This is a genomic window from Streptomyces sp. NEAU-YJ-81, from assembly GCF_017592595.1.
Lineage (GTDB): Bacteria > Actinomycetota > Actinomycetes > Streptomycetales > Streptomycetaceae > Streptomyces > Streptomyces hygroscopicus_B.
Genome location: NZ_JAGFNO010000006.1, coordinates 346,647 through 361,493, shown reverse-complemented (window position 1 = coordinate 361,493; position 14,847 = coordinate 346,647). Strand labels below are relative to the sequence as shown.

Annotated in this window: 12 protein-coding genes; 5 read left to right on the top strand and 7 right to left on the bottom strand. The window is 71.2% G+C overall.

Going from position 1 to position 14,847, the window contains the following annotated elements; translation table 11 throughout:
* Position 1: 1 nt before the first annotated feature.
* The 4 genes from J5X86_RS17755 to J5X86_RS17740 all read right to left on the bottom strand — a co-directional run bounded on the left by J5X86_RS17755 (position 2) and on the right by J5X86_RS17740 (position 4,662).
* Complete coding sequence (locus J5X86_RS17755) at positions 2–1,252, bottom strand: spermidine/putrescine ABC transporter substrate-binding protein (protein WP_208517749.1); 1,251 nt, start codon at positions 1,250–1,252, stop codon at positions 2–4.
* 80 nt (positions 1,253–1,332) lie between these two features.
* The gene (locus tag J5X86_RS17750) at positions 1,333–2,853 is read right to left on the bottom strand and encodes a gamma-aminobutyraldehyde dehydrogenase (protein WP_208517748.1); all 1,521 of its coding nucleotides are present in this window, start codon (positions 2,851–2,853) and stop codon (positions 1,333–1,335) included.
* Between the two features lie 309 nt (positions 2,854–3,162).
* The gene (locus J5X86_RS17745) at positions 3,163–3,585 is read right to left on the bottom strand and encodes a DUF4190 domain-containing protein (protein WP_208517747.1); all 423 of its coding nucleotides are present in this window, start codon (positions 3,583–3,585) and stop codon (positions 3,163–3,165) included.
* 153 nt (positions 3,586–3,738) lie between these two features.
* Positions 3,739–4,662, bottom strand: a complete 924-nt coding sequence (locus tag J5X86_RS17740; RefSeq protein WP_208517746.1) for a DUF4190 domain-containing protein — start codon at positions 4,660–4,662, stop codon at positions 3,739–3,741.
* A 112-nt stretch (positions 4,663–4,774) separates the two neighbouring features.
* Between J5X86_RS17740 and J5X86_RS17735 the strand changes: the two genes are divergently transcribed.
* Positions 4,775–5,797 carry an adenosine deaminase gene (locus J5X86_RS17735; protein ID WP_208517745.1) on the top strand — a complete coding sequence of 341 codons (1,023 nt, stop codon included), beginning with the start codon at positions 4,775–4,777 and terminating at the stop codon, positions 5,795–5,797.
* Positions 5,794–6,483 (top strand): glycerophosphodiester phosphodiesterase, encoded by a 690-nt coding sequence (locus J5X86_RS17730; protein WP_208517744.1) that lies wholly within the window; start codon positions 5,794–5,796, stop codon positions 6,481–6,483. The genes J5X86_RS17735 and J5X86_RS17730 overlap by 4 nt, the downstream gene beginning before the upstream one ends.
* Here the strand turns inward: J5X86_RS17730 and J5X86_RS17725 are convergent, their stop codons facing one another.
* Positions 6,484–7,773: a hypothetical protein gene (locus J5X86_RS17725; RefSeq protein ID WP_208517743.1), complete on the bottom strand. Its 1,290-nt coding sequence runs from the start codon at positions 7,771–7,773 to the stop codon at positions 6,484–6,486.
* An 87-nt stretch (positions 7,774–7,860) separates the two neighbouring features.
* Complete coding sequence (locus J5X86_RS17720; protein WP_208517742.1) at positions 7,861–9,312, bottom strand: gamma-aminobutyraldehyde dehydrogenase; 1,452 nt, start codon at positions 9,310–9,312, stop codon at positions 7,861–7,863.
* A 178-nt stretch (positions 9,313–9,490) separates the two neighbouring features.
* Here J5X86_RS17720 and J5X86_RS17715 point away from each other — a divergent pair, with 178 nt between their 5' ends.
* Both J5X86_RS17715 and J5X86_RS17710 read left to right on the top strand, forming a co-directional pair.
* The gene (locus tag J5X86_RS17715; RefSeq protein WP_043235601.1) at positions 9,491–9,961 is read left to right on the top strand and encodes an Lrp/AsnC family transcriptional regulator; all 471 of its coding nucleotides are present in this window, start codon (positions 9,491–9,493) and stop codon (positions 9,959–9,961) included.
* A gap of 2 nt (positions 9,962–9,963) precedes the next feature.
* Positions 9,964–11,325, top strand: coding sequence for an aspartate aminotransferase family protein (locus J5X86_RS17710; RefSeq protein WP_078644019.1), 1,362 nt, complete (start codon positions 9,964–9,966; stop codon positions 11,323–11,325).
* Positions 11,326–11,478: 153 nt separating this feature from the next.
* On the opposite strand, the gene J5X86_RS17705 is transcribed toward J5X86_RS17710, so the two are convergent.
* The gene (locus J5X86_RS17705) at positions 11,479–13,023 is read right to left on the bottom strand and encodes a PucR family transcriptional regulator (RefSeq protein ID WP_208517741.1); all 1,545 of its coding nucleotides are present in this window, start codon (positions 13,021–13,023) and stop codon (positions 11,479–11,481) included.
* Between the two features lie 268 nt (positions 13,024–13,291).
* Between J5X86_RS17705 and J5X86_RS17700 the strand changes: the two genes are divergently transcribed.
* The gene (locus J5X86_RS17700; RefSeq protein WP_208517740.1) at positions 13,292–14,767 is read left to right on the top strand and encodes a sodium:solute symporter; all 1,476 of its coding nucleotides are present in this window, start codon (positions 13,292–13,294) and stop codon (positions 14,765–14,767) included.
* The last annotated feature ends 80 nt before the right edge of the window (positions 14,768–14,847 follow it).

Genomic DNA, 14,847 nt, shown 5'->3' with positions numbered 1-14,847 from the left:
GTCAGGCGCCGGTGAGCTTGGTGAACTTTTCCTCGAAGGCTGTCTCTTCCTCGCTCGACAGCGAACGGAAGGCATGAGACTTGGCGGTCATCTCCTCGTCGGGGATGATCAGCGGGTTCTCCGCCAGGTCCTTGTCGATCTTCGCCAGCTCATCGCGGACCCCGTCGACCGGACATACGTAGTTGATGAAGGCGGCGACCTTCGCGGCGTTCTTGGGCTCGTAGTAGTAGTCGATGAGCCGCTCCGCGTTCTTCTTGTGGCGCGCCTTGTTCGGGATCAGCAGATTGTCGGTGGAGGTCATATAGCCCGCGTCCGGGACGGCGAACTCCACCTGGGGCTTGTCCAGTTGGAGCTGGACGAGGTCGCCCGCCCAGGCCACGCACGCCGCCAGGTCGCCCTGGCCGAGGTCGCCGGTGTACTCACCGCCGGTGAACCGGCGGATCTGCCCGCGGTCGACGGCCTTCTGAATGCGGGCGAGGGCGGCGTCGTAGTCGTCGGCGGTGACGTCCTCCGGCCGCTTGCCCATGTCTAGCAGGGTCAGCCCGACGGTGTCGCGCATCTCGGTCAGCATGCCGACCCGGCCCTTGAGCTTCGGGTCCTCCAGGAGCTGCGTGATGGAGGTGACCTTACGGCCGCCGGTGGCCTTCTTGTTGTACGCGATGACGGCGGGGATGCCGGTCCACGTATAGGAGTAGGCGCGGCCCGGGTCCCAGTCGGGGGTGCGGAAGCCCTCGGCCAGGTTGGCGTACGCGTGCGGCAGATTGGCCGCGTCCAGCTTCTGCATCCAGCCGAGCCGGATCATGCGGGCGGCCAGCCAGTCGGTGACGCAGATGAGGTCACGGCCGATGTTCTGGCCCGCGGCGAGCTGCGGCTTGATCTTCCCGAAGAACTCGACGTTGTCGTTGATGTCCTCGGTGTACTTCACCGCGATACCGGTGCGCCGCTGGAACTCGTCCAGAGTGGGGTGGCGCTTCTTGTCCTCGCTGATGTCCATGTACTCCGACCAGTTGGAGAAGTTGACCTTCTTCTCCTCGTCGGAGTGGTCATCGGAGGCGTTGTTCGCGTCGGTGCGCCCGGCGGGCGGGATACCGCAGCCGCCGAGCGCCCCGAGCCCGCCGACGGCGATCGCCCCGGCGCCTCCCGCACGCAGCAGGGAGCGGCGGGTGAGCGCCATCCGGCCGCTGGTCATGGAGCGCCGCATCGCGGCGATCTGCGGTGGGGACAGGCTCTCGGACTCGTGCCGTGCTTCCATAAGCTGTGCCTTTCGAGGGTGTCGGCCGGTGGCGGCCGGCCGAGGCCACGCGGAGGTGGCCGCACATTCAGGTCTGTCGGTCAGGTCTGTCGATCCCCGAAGACCGTGCGGTGCCAGTCCTTGCGGACCACTGCGGTGTTGTCGAACATCACGTGCTTGACCTGCGTGTACTCCTCGAAGGAGTACGCCGACATGTCCTTGCCGAAGCCGGACGCCCGCACACCGCCGTGCGGCATCTCGCTGATGATCGGGATGTGGTCGTTGATCCAGACGCAACCCGCCCGGAGCTCGCGGGAGGCGCGGCCCGTCCGGTAGACATCGCGGCTCCAGGCGGAGGCGGCGAGACCGTAAGGGGTGTCGTTGGCGAGTGCGATCCCCTCGTCGTCGCCGTCGAAGGGGAGGACCGCCAGGACCGGGCCGAAGATCTCGGACTGGACGATCTCGCTGTCCTGGGGCGCGCCGGCGATGAGCGTGGGCCGGTAGTAGGCGCCCTTGGCCAGGTCGCCGCCCGGGGCGTCGCCGCCGGTGACGACGGTGGCGTAGCCGCGGGCCCGGTCCACGAAGCCCGCCACGCGGTCGCGCTGGGCGTGGGAGACCAGCGGGCCGAGGTCGGTGTGCGGATCGAAGGGGTCGCCGAGCCGTACGGACGCCATGAGATCGGCGACGGCGGCGACGAACGCGTCGTACAGCGGGCGCTGGACATACGCGCGGGTGGCCGCGGTGCAGTCCTGTCCGCTGTTGATCAGCGCACCCGCGACGGCGCCGTGCGCGGCGGCCTCCAGGTCCGCGTCGTCGAAGACGACGAAGGGCGCCTTACCGCCGAGTTCGAGATGGATCCGCTTGACGGTGGAGGTGGCGAGTTCGGCGACGCGCTTGCCGACCGCCGTCGATCCGGTGAAGGAGGTCATCGCCACCGCGGGGTGGGAGACCAGCCACTCGCCCGCCTCCGGACCGGTGCCGCTCACCACGTTGACGACGCCGTCAGGAAGGCCCGCCTCGGTGGCCGCCTGCGCGAACATCAGCGAGGTCAGGGGCGTCAGTTCGGCGGGCTTCAGCACGATGGTGTTGCCCGCGGCGATGGCCGGGAGGACCTTCCAGGCCGCCATCTGGAGGGGGTAGTTCCAGGGGGCGATGGAGCCGATGACCCCAATGGGCTCACGGCGAATGTACGAGGTGTGGTCGCCGCTGTACTCGCCGGCGGCCTTGCCCTCCAACTGGCGGGCGGCGCCCGCGAAGAAGGAGGTGTTGTCGATGGAGCCGGGCACATCGAACTCGGTGCTGAGCTTGATGGGCTTGCCGCACTGCAGCGACTCGGCATAGGCGAGGTCGTCCGCCCGCTCGGTGAGCACCGCGGCGAAGCGGTGCAGCGCGTCGGACCGCTCGCCGGGGGTGGCGCCCGCCCATGCGGGGAAGGCGGCCTCGGCCGCGGCCACGGCGGCGTCGACATCGGCCGCACCGGCGAGCCGGTAGCTGAACACCTGCTCGCCGGTGGCCGGGTCGACGACCTGATGCGTGCTCTCGGAGCTGCCCTGGCGCAGGCGGCCCGCGATGTACTGGGCACCGTCGGCGAACCGCTCCGTCACGTCGAACCGCTGATCCATCGCGCTCTCCTCCGCCGGTCCGCCCCAAAGAGGCGTGGCGTAGCTCCAACCGGAATTGAAGGCTGATCCTGACAGAGAGCCTTCGCTTCAACAAGGGATTCCGTTGTTGCTTTTTGATTTCGCGACGGATTCAGTGACCAGAGCGGCCCCGGCGTCACCGTTTCCGCGCCGGATCCCGGTCCGGACCGACGGTTTGGACAGCCGGGCTGGACGCCGGTCCGGATGCCCGGCTCGGACGCCGGTCCGGATGCCCGGCTCGGACGTCGGTCCGGATGTCGGTCCGGACGGCCGGTCTGGAAGACGGCCGGTCTAGAAGATGGAGTCGATGGCGGCGTCCACCGCCGCGACGTAGATCACCGGGAGCACCATGCCGATGATTCCGCAGACCAGACCGGCGGTGGCCGAGCCTCCGTTGTTCGCCTGACCCCGGCCGACCTTCCCCTTGCCTATGGCGCCGAAGACGATCGCCAGGATGCCGAGGATGACCGCGAAGACCCACAGGAAGTAGGTGATCCCGCAGACCAGGCCGACGATGCCGCAGACCAGCGCGGCCGTGCCCATGCCGTTGTTCAACCGCATCGGCATCCCGGCCGCCCCCGGGTAGACGGGCGGCGCGGCGGGGTAGCCGGCTCCGGGGTACTGCGGTGGCTGGGCCGGCGGCGCGGGCGTGGCGTAGGGATTGGCCTGGGGGTCGTACGGATCCTGCGGCGGGCCGGGCATGGCGCTGGACATCGGTGGTCTCCCCTCCTGGTAAACGTCCGGCAATGTTATGGGCATGCCGCATCCCGGGACAGCTCGATTGCCCAGGTCGGCGCGGCTGTCGGCGGCGCCTGTCGGTGAGGGGTGGGAGCGTCCCGGGAGGCCGGTCGCGTCGCGGTAGGGGCGTCAGCCGCTGATATCGGCGAGCGGGAGCACCGCCGCGGCCGAGACATCGGCATAGCCCGGATCGTCACCGCTGTCCGAGCCGTCGTCCTCGGTGGCGATGTAGACAAAGACCATGGCGACGCTCGCCACCACGGCGACCACCCCGAGGATCACCCCGGCGAGCGCCGAACCGCCATTGGTCGCCTCGCCGCTTGCCGCCCTGGCGCGGCCGAGCACCCCGAAGACGATCGCGAGCACCCCGAGGATGATGCCGAGCACGATGCTCGGGGAGAGGACCAGGCCGATGATGCCGAGCACCAGGGCGGCCGTGCCATGGCCGTTGTTCGGCACATACGTCCCGCCCGGCCAGCCCTGGCCATACGTCCCTCCTGGGTAGGCGGCGCCGGGGTAGGCGGTGCCCGGATATCCGGAGCCGGAGTATCCCGCGCCCGGGTGGGCGGTGCCCGGGTAGCCGTAGCCGGGATAGCCCGGCACCCCGCCGTACGGGGACTGCTTGGCGGGCGCCTGCTGCCCGTATCCGGCTTGGCCGTATCCCGGCTGGGCGTATCCGGTCGGCCCGTAGCCCGCCGGGCCGTACGGCCCGGCGGCCGGATAGGCGCTGGGCGTCCCGGGGCCGGTCGGCGCGGGCGGCGGTGGGGGCACCGCGCCCGGCGCGGCCACGGGGCCCGGCGGGGGCGGCGGAGGGGGCGGGGGCGTCTGGCCCGGCATGGCGGTATAGGAGGTGAGGGTTGGCTGCTCGGCCACCGGGGGGCGGGGAGCCGGTTGCCGTTGTTCGGCCGCCGCCTGGTCCATCGGGCTTTTGTCCATCGCGACCCGCTGCGCCGGAGGAGCCCAGGGATCGCGCTCGCGCGGTTCGGGCTGCCTCGGCTGCCCGGGCCGCCGTGGCTCATCCTGCGGCTCGGACGGGTCGTGCTGGTCGGCCATGAAGCTCCCCCACAAAGACGTCCGCCCATGCTACGGCCTGTGGCGAACCCGTCGGCGACACACCATACGATGACCGGAACCCGCCGTCGGCGGGCGTCTCCCGGAGGTTTCGTTGACCGATCTGACCACCTTCATCGCCGGGCTGCCCAAGGCGGAGCTCCATGTGCACCACGTGGGGTCGGCGTCCCCGCGCATCGTGGCCGAGCTGGCCGCCCGGCACCCCGACTCCAAGGTGCCCACCGACCCCGAGGCCCTCGCCGAGTACTTCGTCTTCCGGGACTTCGCGCACTTCATCGAGATCTATCTCTCCGTGGTGGACCTGATCCGCGACGCCGAGGACGTCCGGCTGCTGACCTACGAGATCGCCCGCGACATGGCCCGGCAGAACATCCGCTACGCCGAGCTGACCGTCACCCCCTACAGCTCGACCCGGCGCGGCATCCCGGACACCGCCTTCGTCGAGGCGATCGAGGACGCCCGTAAGGCGGCCGAGTCGGAGTTCGGCACGGTGCTGCGCTGGTGCTTCGACATTCCCGGCGAGGCCGGTCTCGAGGCCGCCGAGGAGACCGCCCGGATCGCCTGTGAGCTGCGCCCCGAGGGGCTGGTCGGCTTCGGACTCGGCGGCCCGGAGATAGGGGTGCCGCGCCCCCAGTTCAAGCCGTACTTCGACCGGGCCATCGCCGCCGGGCTGCGCAGCGTGCCGCATGCGGGCGAGACCACCGGACCGCAGACGATCTGGGACGCCCTCATCGAGTTGCGGGCCGAGCGCATCGGCCATGGCACCAGCGCCGTCCAGGATCCGAAGCTGCTCGCCCATCTCGCGGAGCATCGCATTCCGTTGGAGGTCTGCCCGACCTCCAACCTCGCCACGCGCGCCGTCGCCACGCTCGATGAGCACCCCCTGAAGCAGATGGTCGATGCCGGGGTGATCGTCACGATCAACAGCGACGACCCGCCGATGTTCGGCACCGACCTCAACACCGAGTACCAGGTCGCGGCCCGGCTGCTCGACCTGGACGCGGCGGGCGTCGCGGCCCTGGCGAAGAACGCCGTCGAGGCGTCCTTCCTGGACGCCGAGGGCAAGGCGCGGCTCGCCGCGGAGATCGACGCCTACACGGCGGTCGCGGACCGGTGAGGGCGGCGGGGGCGCGATGCGTCCCGGTCGGCCACCGCGGCGACCCGTATGTGTGCCGTGAGAACACCCTGCCCTCGATCCGCTCCGCGGTGCGCGCGGGGGCGGGCGCGGTCGAGATCGACGTACGGCTGACCCGGGACGGTGTGCCGGTGCTGCTCCACGACGCCACGCTGAAGCGGCTTTGGGGCCGGGACCGGCCGCTGTCCGGGCTGACCGCCGACGAGGTGCGGCAGCTGACCGGCGGGGGCGTCCCGACCCTGCGCGAGGCCCTCGCGTGCGCCGGCTCCACCCGGCTGCTGATCGATCTGCCGGACGCGTCGGCCGCGCCCGCCACCGTCGCCCAGGTGCGGGAGAGCGGGGCGGGCGACCGGGTGTACTACTGCGGCGCCCTGGCGGCCCTGCACGCCGTGCGCCGCGCGGAGCCGCCCGCCGAGATAGCGCTGACCTGGACCACGCTCGCCCCGCCGGGTCCGGCGCTGCTGGCGGCGCTGCGCCCCCGGTGGCTCAACTACCGCTTCGGGCTGGTCTCCCGTGAGCTGGTCGCCCGCCATCACGCGGACGGGCTGCTGGTCTCCGCCTGGACCGCCGACACCCGGCGGTCGATGTCCCGGCTGCTGCGGGCGGGCGTCGACGGCATCACCACGAACCGGGTCGGCGCCCTGGCGGCCCTTCTGCTCAGCGGCTGATCAGCGGCTGACCGCGCGGCGGGCGGAGGCGCCGCCCACCCACAGGTCATTGCTGCCCGCGATGACGACCTTCCCGTCGGCGCGGGTGGTGATGGCCGAGGGCAGCGAATCGCCGCAGCCGAGCTCGGCCCGCTCGGCGTCCTCGCCGAAGCCTCCGGTCCACACCATGCCGCAGAAGATGTGCTCCCCGCTGCGGAGGCCGAGGAGCACCAGCGCGCCCGAGCCATCGACGCTCGCGCCCCGTATCCGCCCCTCGCCCAGCGCCGAGGTGTCCTCGACCGTCCAGTGCAGGCCGTCCGCGCTGGTCAGCACGGACGGCCGGTCGGGCTTGCCGTAGTCCTCGCGGCCGCCGTAGGACCGGGCGCCGTAGGCGATCCACCGGCCGTCGTGCCACAGCACGCCGCTCACCGGGGCGTAGCCGTGCAGCCGGGGGGTGAGCGCGGCCCGCCAGGTGCGTCCGCCGTCCGTGGACGCCCATACCGGCAACCGTGGCCGCCCCTGGCCCTGGGCGTTGCCGCCGATGGCCACGATCCGGCGGCCCTCGGCGGCCATGGCCAGGACGCCCGTCCTGGTGAGGGAGGCGTCCGAAGCGGCGGGCAGCTCCGGGAGCCGCTGGCGCCGGACGGTCCTTCCCTGGTCCGCGGAGATCCACACCGTCGGTACGAGCCGCCGCTTCTCGGTCACCGAACCGCCGAGGACCAGCCGCTGCCCACTGCGCACCATGACGGCCGCGCCGCCCGGGTGCCGGGCGCCCGGTTCGGCATCCGGATCCGGCTCCACGGGCGGGACCTCGAGGTCGGCCAGCCGGTGGACGCGCCCCGAGCGGTCGAGGCGCGAGAGGGACGTACCGGCCGCGTACACCGAGCCGTCCTCGCCGGGCAGCACCGCCCTCCCGGCGAGTCCGCCGCCGCCCCAGCCCTCGGCGCCGTTTCCCGGAGCCATGTCCCCGGGCACCTCGCCGGGGGTGGCCCCGGTCTCCGGCGCCGGATCGAGCGAGAGCTTCGTACAGGCCGCGTCGCCGGTCCAGTTGACGCCCACGTCGCGGTGGCCGTTGCTGTACGTGCCGAGGCCGAGGACGCAGTCGCCGTACGGCACGAGCGCGTCGAGCCCGTGCTCACCGCCGCTGTCCTTGGTGATCGCCGGGTACTGCACCGCCCCGGCGTAATGCCGGAACCCCAGCTCGGACGCGGCCGGGCCGCCCGGCTTCTTCTCGCCGCAGCCCGCGATGGCCGGCAGGATCGCGGCGACCGCCGCGATCCACAGACGTCCGGATTTCCCCCACTTGGTCATGACAGGGGATCCTGCCATGACCAAGTGACAAGTCCGGCGCGGGAATCGGCCGGGATCGGCTCGAATCAGCCCGGGATCAGCCCGGGATCAGCCCAGCGACGTCATGACGTGCTTGATGCGGGTGTAGTCCTCGAAGCCGTAGGCGGAGAGGTCCTTGCCGTAGCCGGACTTCTTGAAGCCGCCGTGCGGCATCTCGGCGACCAGCGGGATGTGGGTGTTGATCCAGACACAGCCGAAGTCCAGGGCCTTGGACATCCGCATCGCGCGGGCGTGGTCCTTGGTCCACACCGACGAGGCCAGCGCGTACTCCACGCCGTTGGCGTACGAGATCGCCTGCGCCTCTTCCGAGAAGGTCTGCACGGTGATGACCGGGCCGAAGACCTCGTTCTGGATGATCTCGTCGTCCTGCTTGAGTCCGGAGACCACGGTGGGCGCGTAGAAGAAGCCCTTGTCGCCGACCCGGTGGCCGCCCGCCTCGACCTTGGCGTGGGCGGGGAGCCGGTCGATGAAGCCGGAGACCTGGGCCAGCTGGTTGGCGTTGTTCAACGGCCCGTACAGCGCGTCCTCGTCGTCGGGCGCACCGGTCTTGGTCTCGGCGGCGGCCTTGGCGAGCGCGCTCACGAACTCGTCGTGGATCGACTCGTGGACCAGCACCCGGGTGGCGGCCGTACAGTCCTGGCCCGCGTTGAAGAAGCCCGCGACCGAGATGTCCTCGACCGCCTTGGGGATGTCGGTGTCCTCGAAGACGACCACCGGGGCCTTGCCGCCGAGCTCCAGATGCACCCGCTTGACGTCCTTCGAGGCGCTCTCGGCGACCTGCTTGCCGGCTCGCACCGAGCCGGTGATGGACGCCATGGCGGGCACGGGGTGCTCGACCATCAGCCGGCCGGTCTCGCGGTCGCCGCAGATCACGTTGAAGACGCCCTGCGGATGGCCCAGTTCCGCCAGCACTCCGCCGATGATCTCGGCGATCAGCACGGTGGAGGCGGGGGTGGTGTCCGAGGGCTTGATGACGACCGTATTGCCCGCGGCGAGGGCCGGGGCGAACTTCCATACGGCCATCATCATCGGGTAGTTCCACGGTGCGACCTGGGCGCAGACCCCGACCGGCTCACGCCGGATGATCGAGGTGAGCCCCTCCATGTACTCACCGGCCGAGCGGCCCTCCAGCATCCGGGCCGCGCCCGCGAAGAAGCGGATCTGGTCGATCATCGGCGGGATTTCCTCGTCCCGCGTGAGACCGATCGGCTTGCCGGTGTTCTCGGACTCGGCGGCGATCAGCTCCTCCGCCCGCGCCTCGAAGGCGTCGGCGATCTTGAGCAGTGCCTTCTGGCGCTCGCCGGGCACCAGGTCGCGCCAGGCCGGGAAGGCGGCCTCGGCGGCGGCCATCGCCGCGTCCACGTCCGCGGCGCCCGACAGCGGCGCGGTGGCGTAGGGCTCGCCCGTGGCCGGGTTGACCACCTCCGTGGTCCGCCCGTCCGCGGCGTCCCGGAACGCTCCGTCGATGTAGTTGCGCAGACGACGCAGTTCGGTGGTCACGTGCCACCCCTCCTGTCAGCTGTCCGATGGGTGAGACACCCACAGTAGTCGCCGGGGCTGCGCTTTCAACATACCCGCCACACCAGAACAACGGAATCAGTGTTTTCAGGGCCCCTTAACGACGAAATTCATCGATGAAGGGTTGCGACACGGGCGAGGCTCGTGCACAGTGAGGGTCGTGGCCACACCTGACAAGAACGGCACGACCCTCGACTCCGTATCCCTGGCGATCATCGAGCAGCTCCAGGAAGACGGCCGCCGACCGTACGCCGCCATCGGAAAGGCCGTGGGGCTCTCCGAGGCCGCCGTGCGGCAGCGCGTGCAGAAGCTGCTCGACCAGGGCGTGATGCAGATCGTCGCCGTCACCGATCCTCTCACCGTGGGGTTCCGGCGGCAGGCGATGGTCGGCATCAACGTCGAGGGCGATCTCGACCCGGTCGCGGACGCGCTGACCGCCATGGACGAGGTCGAGTACGTGGTCGTCACCGCGGGCTCCTTCGATCTCCTGATCGAGATCGTCTGCGAGGACGACGATCACCTCCTCGAAATGATCAACAAGCGGATCCGCACGCTGCCCGGTGTGCGCTCCACCGAGAGCTTCGTCTACCTCAAGCTCCGGAAGCAGACCTATACCTGGGGAACGAGATAGCAATGAGCGCCGACCTCTCCAAGACGGCGTACGACCACCTGTGGATGCACTTCACCCGCATGTCGTCGTACGAGAACTCCCCCGTGCCGACGATCGTGCGCGGTGAGGGCACGTACATCTACGACGACAAGGGCAAGCGGTACATCGACGGCCTGGCCGGCCTGTTCGTGGTCAACGCGGGCCACGGCCGGGTCGAGCTGGCGGAGACGGCCTACAAGCAGGCCCAGGAGCTCGCCTTCTTCCCGGTGTGGAGCTATGCCCACCCCAAGGCCGTGGAACTCGCCGAGCGGCTCGCGGGCTACGCGCCCGGCGACCTGAACAAGGTCTTCTTCACCACGGGCGGCGGCGAGGCCGTCGAGACCGCCTGGAAGCTGGCCAAGCAGTACTTCAAGCTCACCGGCAAGCCCACCAAGCACAAGGTCATATCCCGGGCGGTGGCGTACCACGGCACCCCGCAGGGAGCCCTGTCGATCACCGGGCTGCCGGGGCTCAAGGCCCCCTTCGAACCGCTGGTCCCCGGTGCCCACAAGGTCCCCAACACCAACATCTACCGCGCCCCGATCTTCGGCGACGACCCCGTGGCGTTCGGCCGCTGGACCGCCGACCAGATCGAGCAGCAGATCCTCTTCGAGGGCCCGGACACCGTGGCCGCGGTCTTCCTGGAGCCGGTGCAGAACGCGGGCGGCTGCTTCCCCCCGCCGCCCGGGTACTTCCAGCGGGTCCGCGAGATCTGCGACAAGTACGACGTGCTGCTGGTCTCGGACGAGGTCATCTGCGCCTTCGGACGGCTGGGCACGATCTTCGCCTGTGACAAGTTCGGCTACGTCCCGGACATGATCACCTGCGCCAAGGGCATGACCTCGGGCTACTCTCCGATCGGCGCGTGCATCATCTCCGACCGGCTCGCCGAGCCGTTCTACGAGGGCGACAACACCTTCCTCCACGGCTACACCTTCGGCGGCCACCCCGTCTCGGCCGCGGTCGGCGTCGCCAACCTCGACATCTTCGAGCGCGAGGGCCTCAACCAGCATGTGCTGGACAACGAGGGCGCGTTCCGGTCCACGCTGGAGCGGCTGCACGATCTGCCGATCGTCGGCGATGTCCGGGGGGATGGTTTCTTCTACGGCATCGAGCTGGTGAAGGACAAGGCCACCAAGGAGTCCTTCGACGAGGAGGAGACCGAGCGGATCCTCTACGGCTTCCTCTCCAAGGCGCTGTACGAGAACGGGCTGTACTGCCGGGCCGACGACCGCGGCGACCCGGTCGTGCAGTTGGCGCCGCCGCTGATCGCCGACCAGGCGCTCTTCGACGAGATCGAGCAGATCCTGCGGGCAGTGCTGACGGAGGCGTGGACCAAGCTCTGAGGGCCGGTCGTCTCGGAGCCCAAGGCGGCGTGGCTCGGGCCCACTTGAGGGTGAACCTCCCTTTGGCGTCCCAAGGCCGCGTGATTCAGGTCCAGTTGAGACTCATTGCTGCGTGAGGCTCAGGACTACTTGAGGCTCAGGCCCACGTGAGGCTCACGCCCACTTGAGGGCGAACCACAGCTCCATCCGGATGTCCGCGTCGCCCAGGTCCACATCCAGCAGGGCCTCGGCGCGGGCGATCCGCTGACGGACCGTATTGCGGTGCACCTCCAGTGCCACCGCCGTACGGTCCCAGTTGCCGTGCAACGACAGCCACACCCGCACCGTCTCCAGCAGCGCCGGTGCGCCGTCGAGCGGTGCGAGCAGGGCCCGGCCGTGCGCCCCCGCCTCGGCCGGGTCCACCAGCGAGACGACGCCGCCCGCGCGGGCCGGGCCGGGCCGCACCAGCGGCACCCGCTCGGCGACGGCCCGCCGCAGCGCACGGGCGGCGTCGGCGCCGCCACGCGGCAGCTCCGCGGCCGGTACGGGCGCCCCGACGCCCAGGGTCCAGCCAGGCTGCGCCCGTACCTCCCCCTCGCCCGGCACGAGGGCGCGCAGCGCGTCCCCGTCGAGGTCGACCAGCGGCGTCCCGAGCCCGGCCGCGAGCGCCGCCGTAGCCAGCAGTCCGTCGTCCCGGCCGCGGCCGCGTCGCCGCCCGTGCACCACGGTCCACAGCCCGCCGCCCTCCGGGGGCCCGGATCGCATATCGGAGGGCGTCCCCGCCTGCCCCGGCGAGCGGCTCAGCAGTCCGGCCACCCGTGCCGGTTCGGCGCCGAGCATCAGCCGTACCAGCGCCGCCGTGCGCTCGGCCTCGGCCCCGACCACCCGCCGCGCCGTCAGCAGCGACAGCAGCACCACGGCCACCCCCACGATCGCCCCGTCCGCGCCGTCCCGCCGGGGAGCGCAGACGCCGAGTGCGAGCCGGTCCTCCGGCCCGGCGGGGCCACCCAGCCCGTACGCGGTCAGCTGCAGCTCCTCACCGGCCGCGCCGGCCGCCCTGCCCGCCGCCGAGGACGGGCCCGAGCGCAGCCGCGCCGCGAGCGCGCCGAGCGCCGTACGGGCCTCCCGCGACGGGCGCGGCCCCGCGGCCGCCAGCTCCGCGCCGTCCGGCCCGTAGAGCACCGTCCACGCCCCGAGGTGCTGGCCCAGCTGCCGCAGCACGGCCGGTACGGGGTGCGGGCGCGCCGCAGCCGTCGCCAGCGACTGCTGTGCCTCGGTGACGCTCCGCAGCTCATGGTGGCGGCGCTCGGCCATCGCGTCCCAGACGGCGCTCGCGACGGCCGTGAAGGTCGTCTGCCGCGGCACCTCGACCAGCGGCAGCCCATGCCGGTCGCACGCCTCGACCAGCGCGCGGGGCACCGTGTCGTGCACCGGCGCGATGCCGAAGCCGAGCGCCGCCGCGCCCGCCTGGACCGTACGGGCCACATAGCGGTCCCAGTAGGTGCCGGCGCCCGCCGCTTCCGGGCAGTGCACCCCCGCGCTGAGCAGCAGCTCGCCACCCAGCAGATACGGGACGGGGTCCTCCATCTCGCTGGTGTGGACGAAGTACACGGGCGTGTCCGCCTCGCGCGCCCCCGCGACCTGCCGCAGCCCGAGGGCGGGGTGGCCGAGGAGGGTGGCGAGGGGGACGGGGGCCGTCGGGGGTACGCGGTCGTTCATCACGGCGGGCCTCGCGTGGGGATGGTTCGTACATCCCGGGGATCGGGAGTGGAGGAAACGTACACTTCCCGGACGCTCCGGCGACACCTAGGGTCTGCGTCACTCCCCACATTCCCCGCACGCCCCGTACTCCCCCGCGCCTCCCCCACTCCCCGAACTTCCACGACCCGATCCCCACGGATCGCCGGGACCTCCCCGATCCCGTGCGGCTCCGCTCCCCCGACCTCCCGACCGCTACCCGACCCCCGCCGGACCGAGGAGCACTGCCATGACCGCTGTCGACTACACCGTGATCGTCGTCTATCTCGCGGGCATGCTCGCGCTCGGCTGGTGGGGGATGCGCCGCACCACGTCCACCAGCGACTTCCTGGTCGCGGGCCGGCGGCTGGGGCCGTTCATGTACTCCGGGACGATGGCCGCGATCGTGCTCGGCGGAGCGTCCACCATCGGCGGCGTCGGGCTCGGCTACCAGTACGGGCTCTCCGGCGCCTGGATGGTCATCGCCATCGGCCTGGGGCTGCTGGCGCTGTCGGTCTTCTTCTCGGCGCGCATCGCCCGCCTCAAGGTCTACACGGTCAGCCAGATGCTGGACCTGCGCTACGGCGGCACCTCCGGGCTGATCTCGGGCATCGTGATGTGGGGCTACACCCTGATGCTCGCGGTCACCTCGACCATCGCCTACGCCACCATCTTCGACGTGATCTTCGGCCTGGACCGGGTCATCGCCATCGTGCTCGGCGGGGCGATCGTGGTCTGTTACTCGACGCTCGGCGGCATGTGGTCGATCACCCTCACCGACATGGTGCAGTTCGTGGTCAAGACGGTGGGCGTGCTGCTCCTGCTGCTGCCGATCGCGGTGGTGAAGGCGGGCGGCTTCGGCGCGATGAAGTCCGAACTCCCCCACGGCTACTTCTCCCCCATGGGCATCGGCGGCCAGACCGTCTTCACCTATGTGCTCATCTACTCCTTCGGCATGCTGATCGGCCAGGACATCTGGCAGCGGGTCTTCACCGCCCGCGATGACAAGGTGGCCCGCCGTGGCGGCACCGTGGCCGGTACGTACTGCCTGGCCTACGCGGTCGCGGGCGCGGTCATCGGCACGGCGGCGAGGGTGCTGTACCCCAAGCTGGACGCCCCGGACGACGCGTTCGCGACCATCGTCAAGGACTCCCTCCCGGTGGGCGTGAAGGGGCTGGTGCTGGCCGCCGCGCTGTCCGCGGTGATGTCCACCTCCTCGGGCGCGCTCATCGCCTGCGCGACGGTGGCCAACAACGACATCTGGGCCCGGCTGCGCGGCCGTACGCTCCGTACGGCCGGTGGCTCCCACGACGAGGTCGGCGGCAACCGCGTCTTCATCCTCATCATGGGCATCGCCGTGATCGGCATCTCGGTCGCGCTCAACAATGTCGTCGAGGCGCTGACCGTCGCCTACAACGTGCTGGTCGGCGGGTTGCTGATGCCGATCCTGGGCGGGCTGCTGTGGAAGCGCGGCACGGGCGCGGGCGCCCTGGCCTCGGTCGGTGTCGGCGGCCTTACGGTCATCGCGCTGATGGGGTGGAAGGGCATCCTCGCCAACGAACCCATTTACTTCGGGCTGCTGGCCTCGCTGGTGGCGTATGTGGCGGTCAGCCTCGCCACCAAGCCGACCGACGCGGCGATCCTCGACGCCTGGCGGCGCCGACTCGCCGGTGAACCGGCCGCCCCCGCCTCCGAGACCACCAGCCCGGCCACCGCGGGCGCCTGACACGGCCTCGCGCCCCCACACCGGCACCGCCATACGTACCCCTCCCTCTTCCGCGTCTCCATACACCCCGTCAGAAAGGC

What these genes read in the sequence shown, in the direction of transcription:
- J5X86_RS17755 (WP_208517749.1), bottom strand. Translation starts at nt 1,252, where the DNA reads ATGGAAGCACGGCACGAGTCCGAGAGCCTGTCCCCACCGCAGATCGCC.
- J5X86_RS17750 (WP_208517748.1), bottom strand. Translation starts at nt 2,853, where the DNA reads ATGGATCAGCGGTTCGACGTGACGGAGCGGTTCGCCGACGGTGCCCAG.
- J5X86_RS17745 (WP_208517747.1), bottom strand. Translation starts at nt 3,585, where the DNA reads ATGTCCAGCGCCATGCCCGGCCCGCCGCAGGATCCGTACGACCCCCAG.
- J5X86_RS17740 (WP_208517746.1), bottom strand. Translation starts at nt 4,662, where the DNA reads ATGGCCGACCAGCACGACCCGTCCGAGCCGCAGGATGAGCCACGGCGG.
- J5X86_RS17725 (WP_208517743.1), bottom strand. Translation starts at nt 7,773, where the DNA reads ATGACCAAGTGGGGGAAATCCGGACGTCTGTGGATCGCGGCGGTCGCC.
- J5X86_RS17710 (WP_078644019.1), top strand. Translation starts at nt 9,964, where the DNA reads ATGAGCGCCGACCTCTCCAAGACGGCGTACGACCACCTGTGGATGCAC.
- J5X86_RS17705 (WP_208517741.1), bottom strand. Translation starts at nt 13,023, where the DNA reads ATGAACGACCGCGTACCCCCGACGGCCCCCGTCCCCCTCGCCACCCTC.
- J5X86_RS17700 (WP_208517740.1), top strand. Translation starts at nt 13,292, where the DNA reads ATGACCGCTGTCGACTACACCGTGATCGTCGTCTATCTCGCGGGCATG.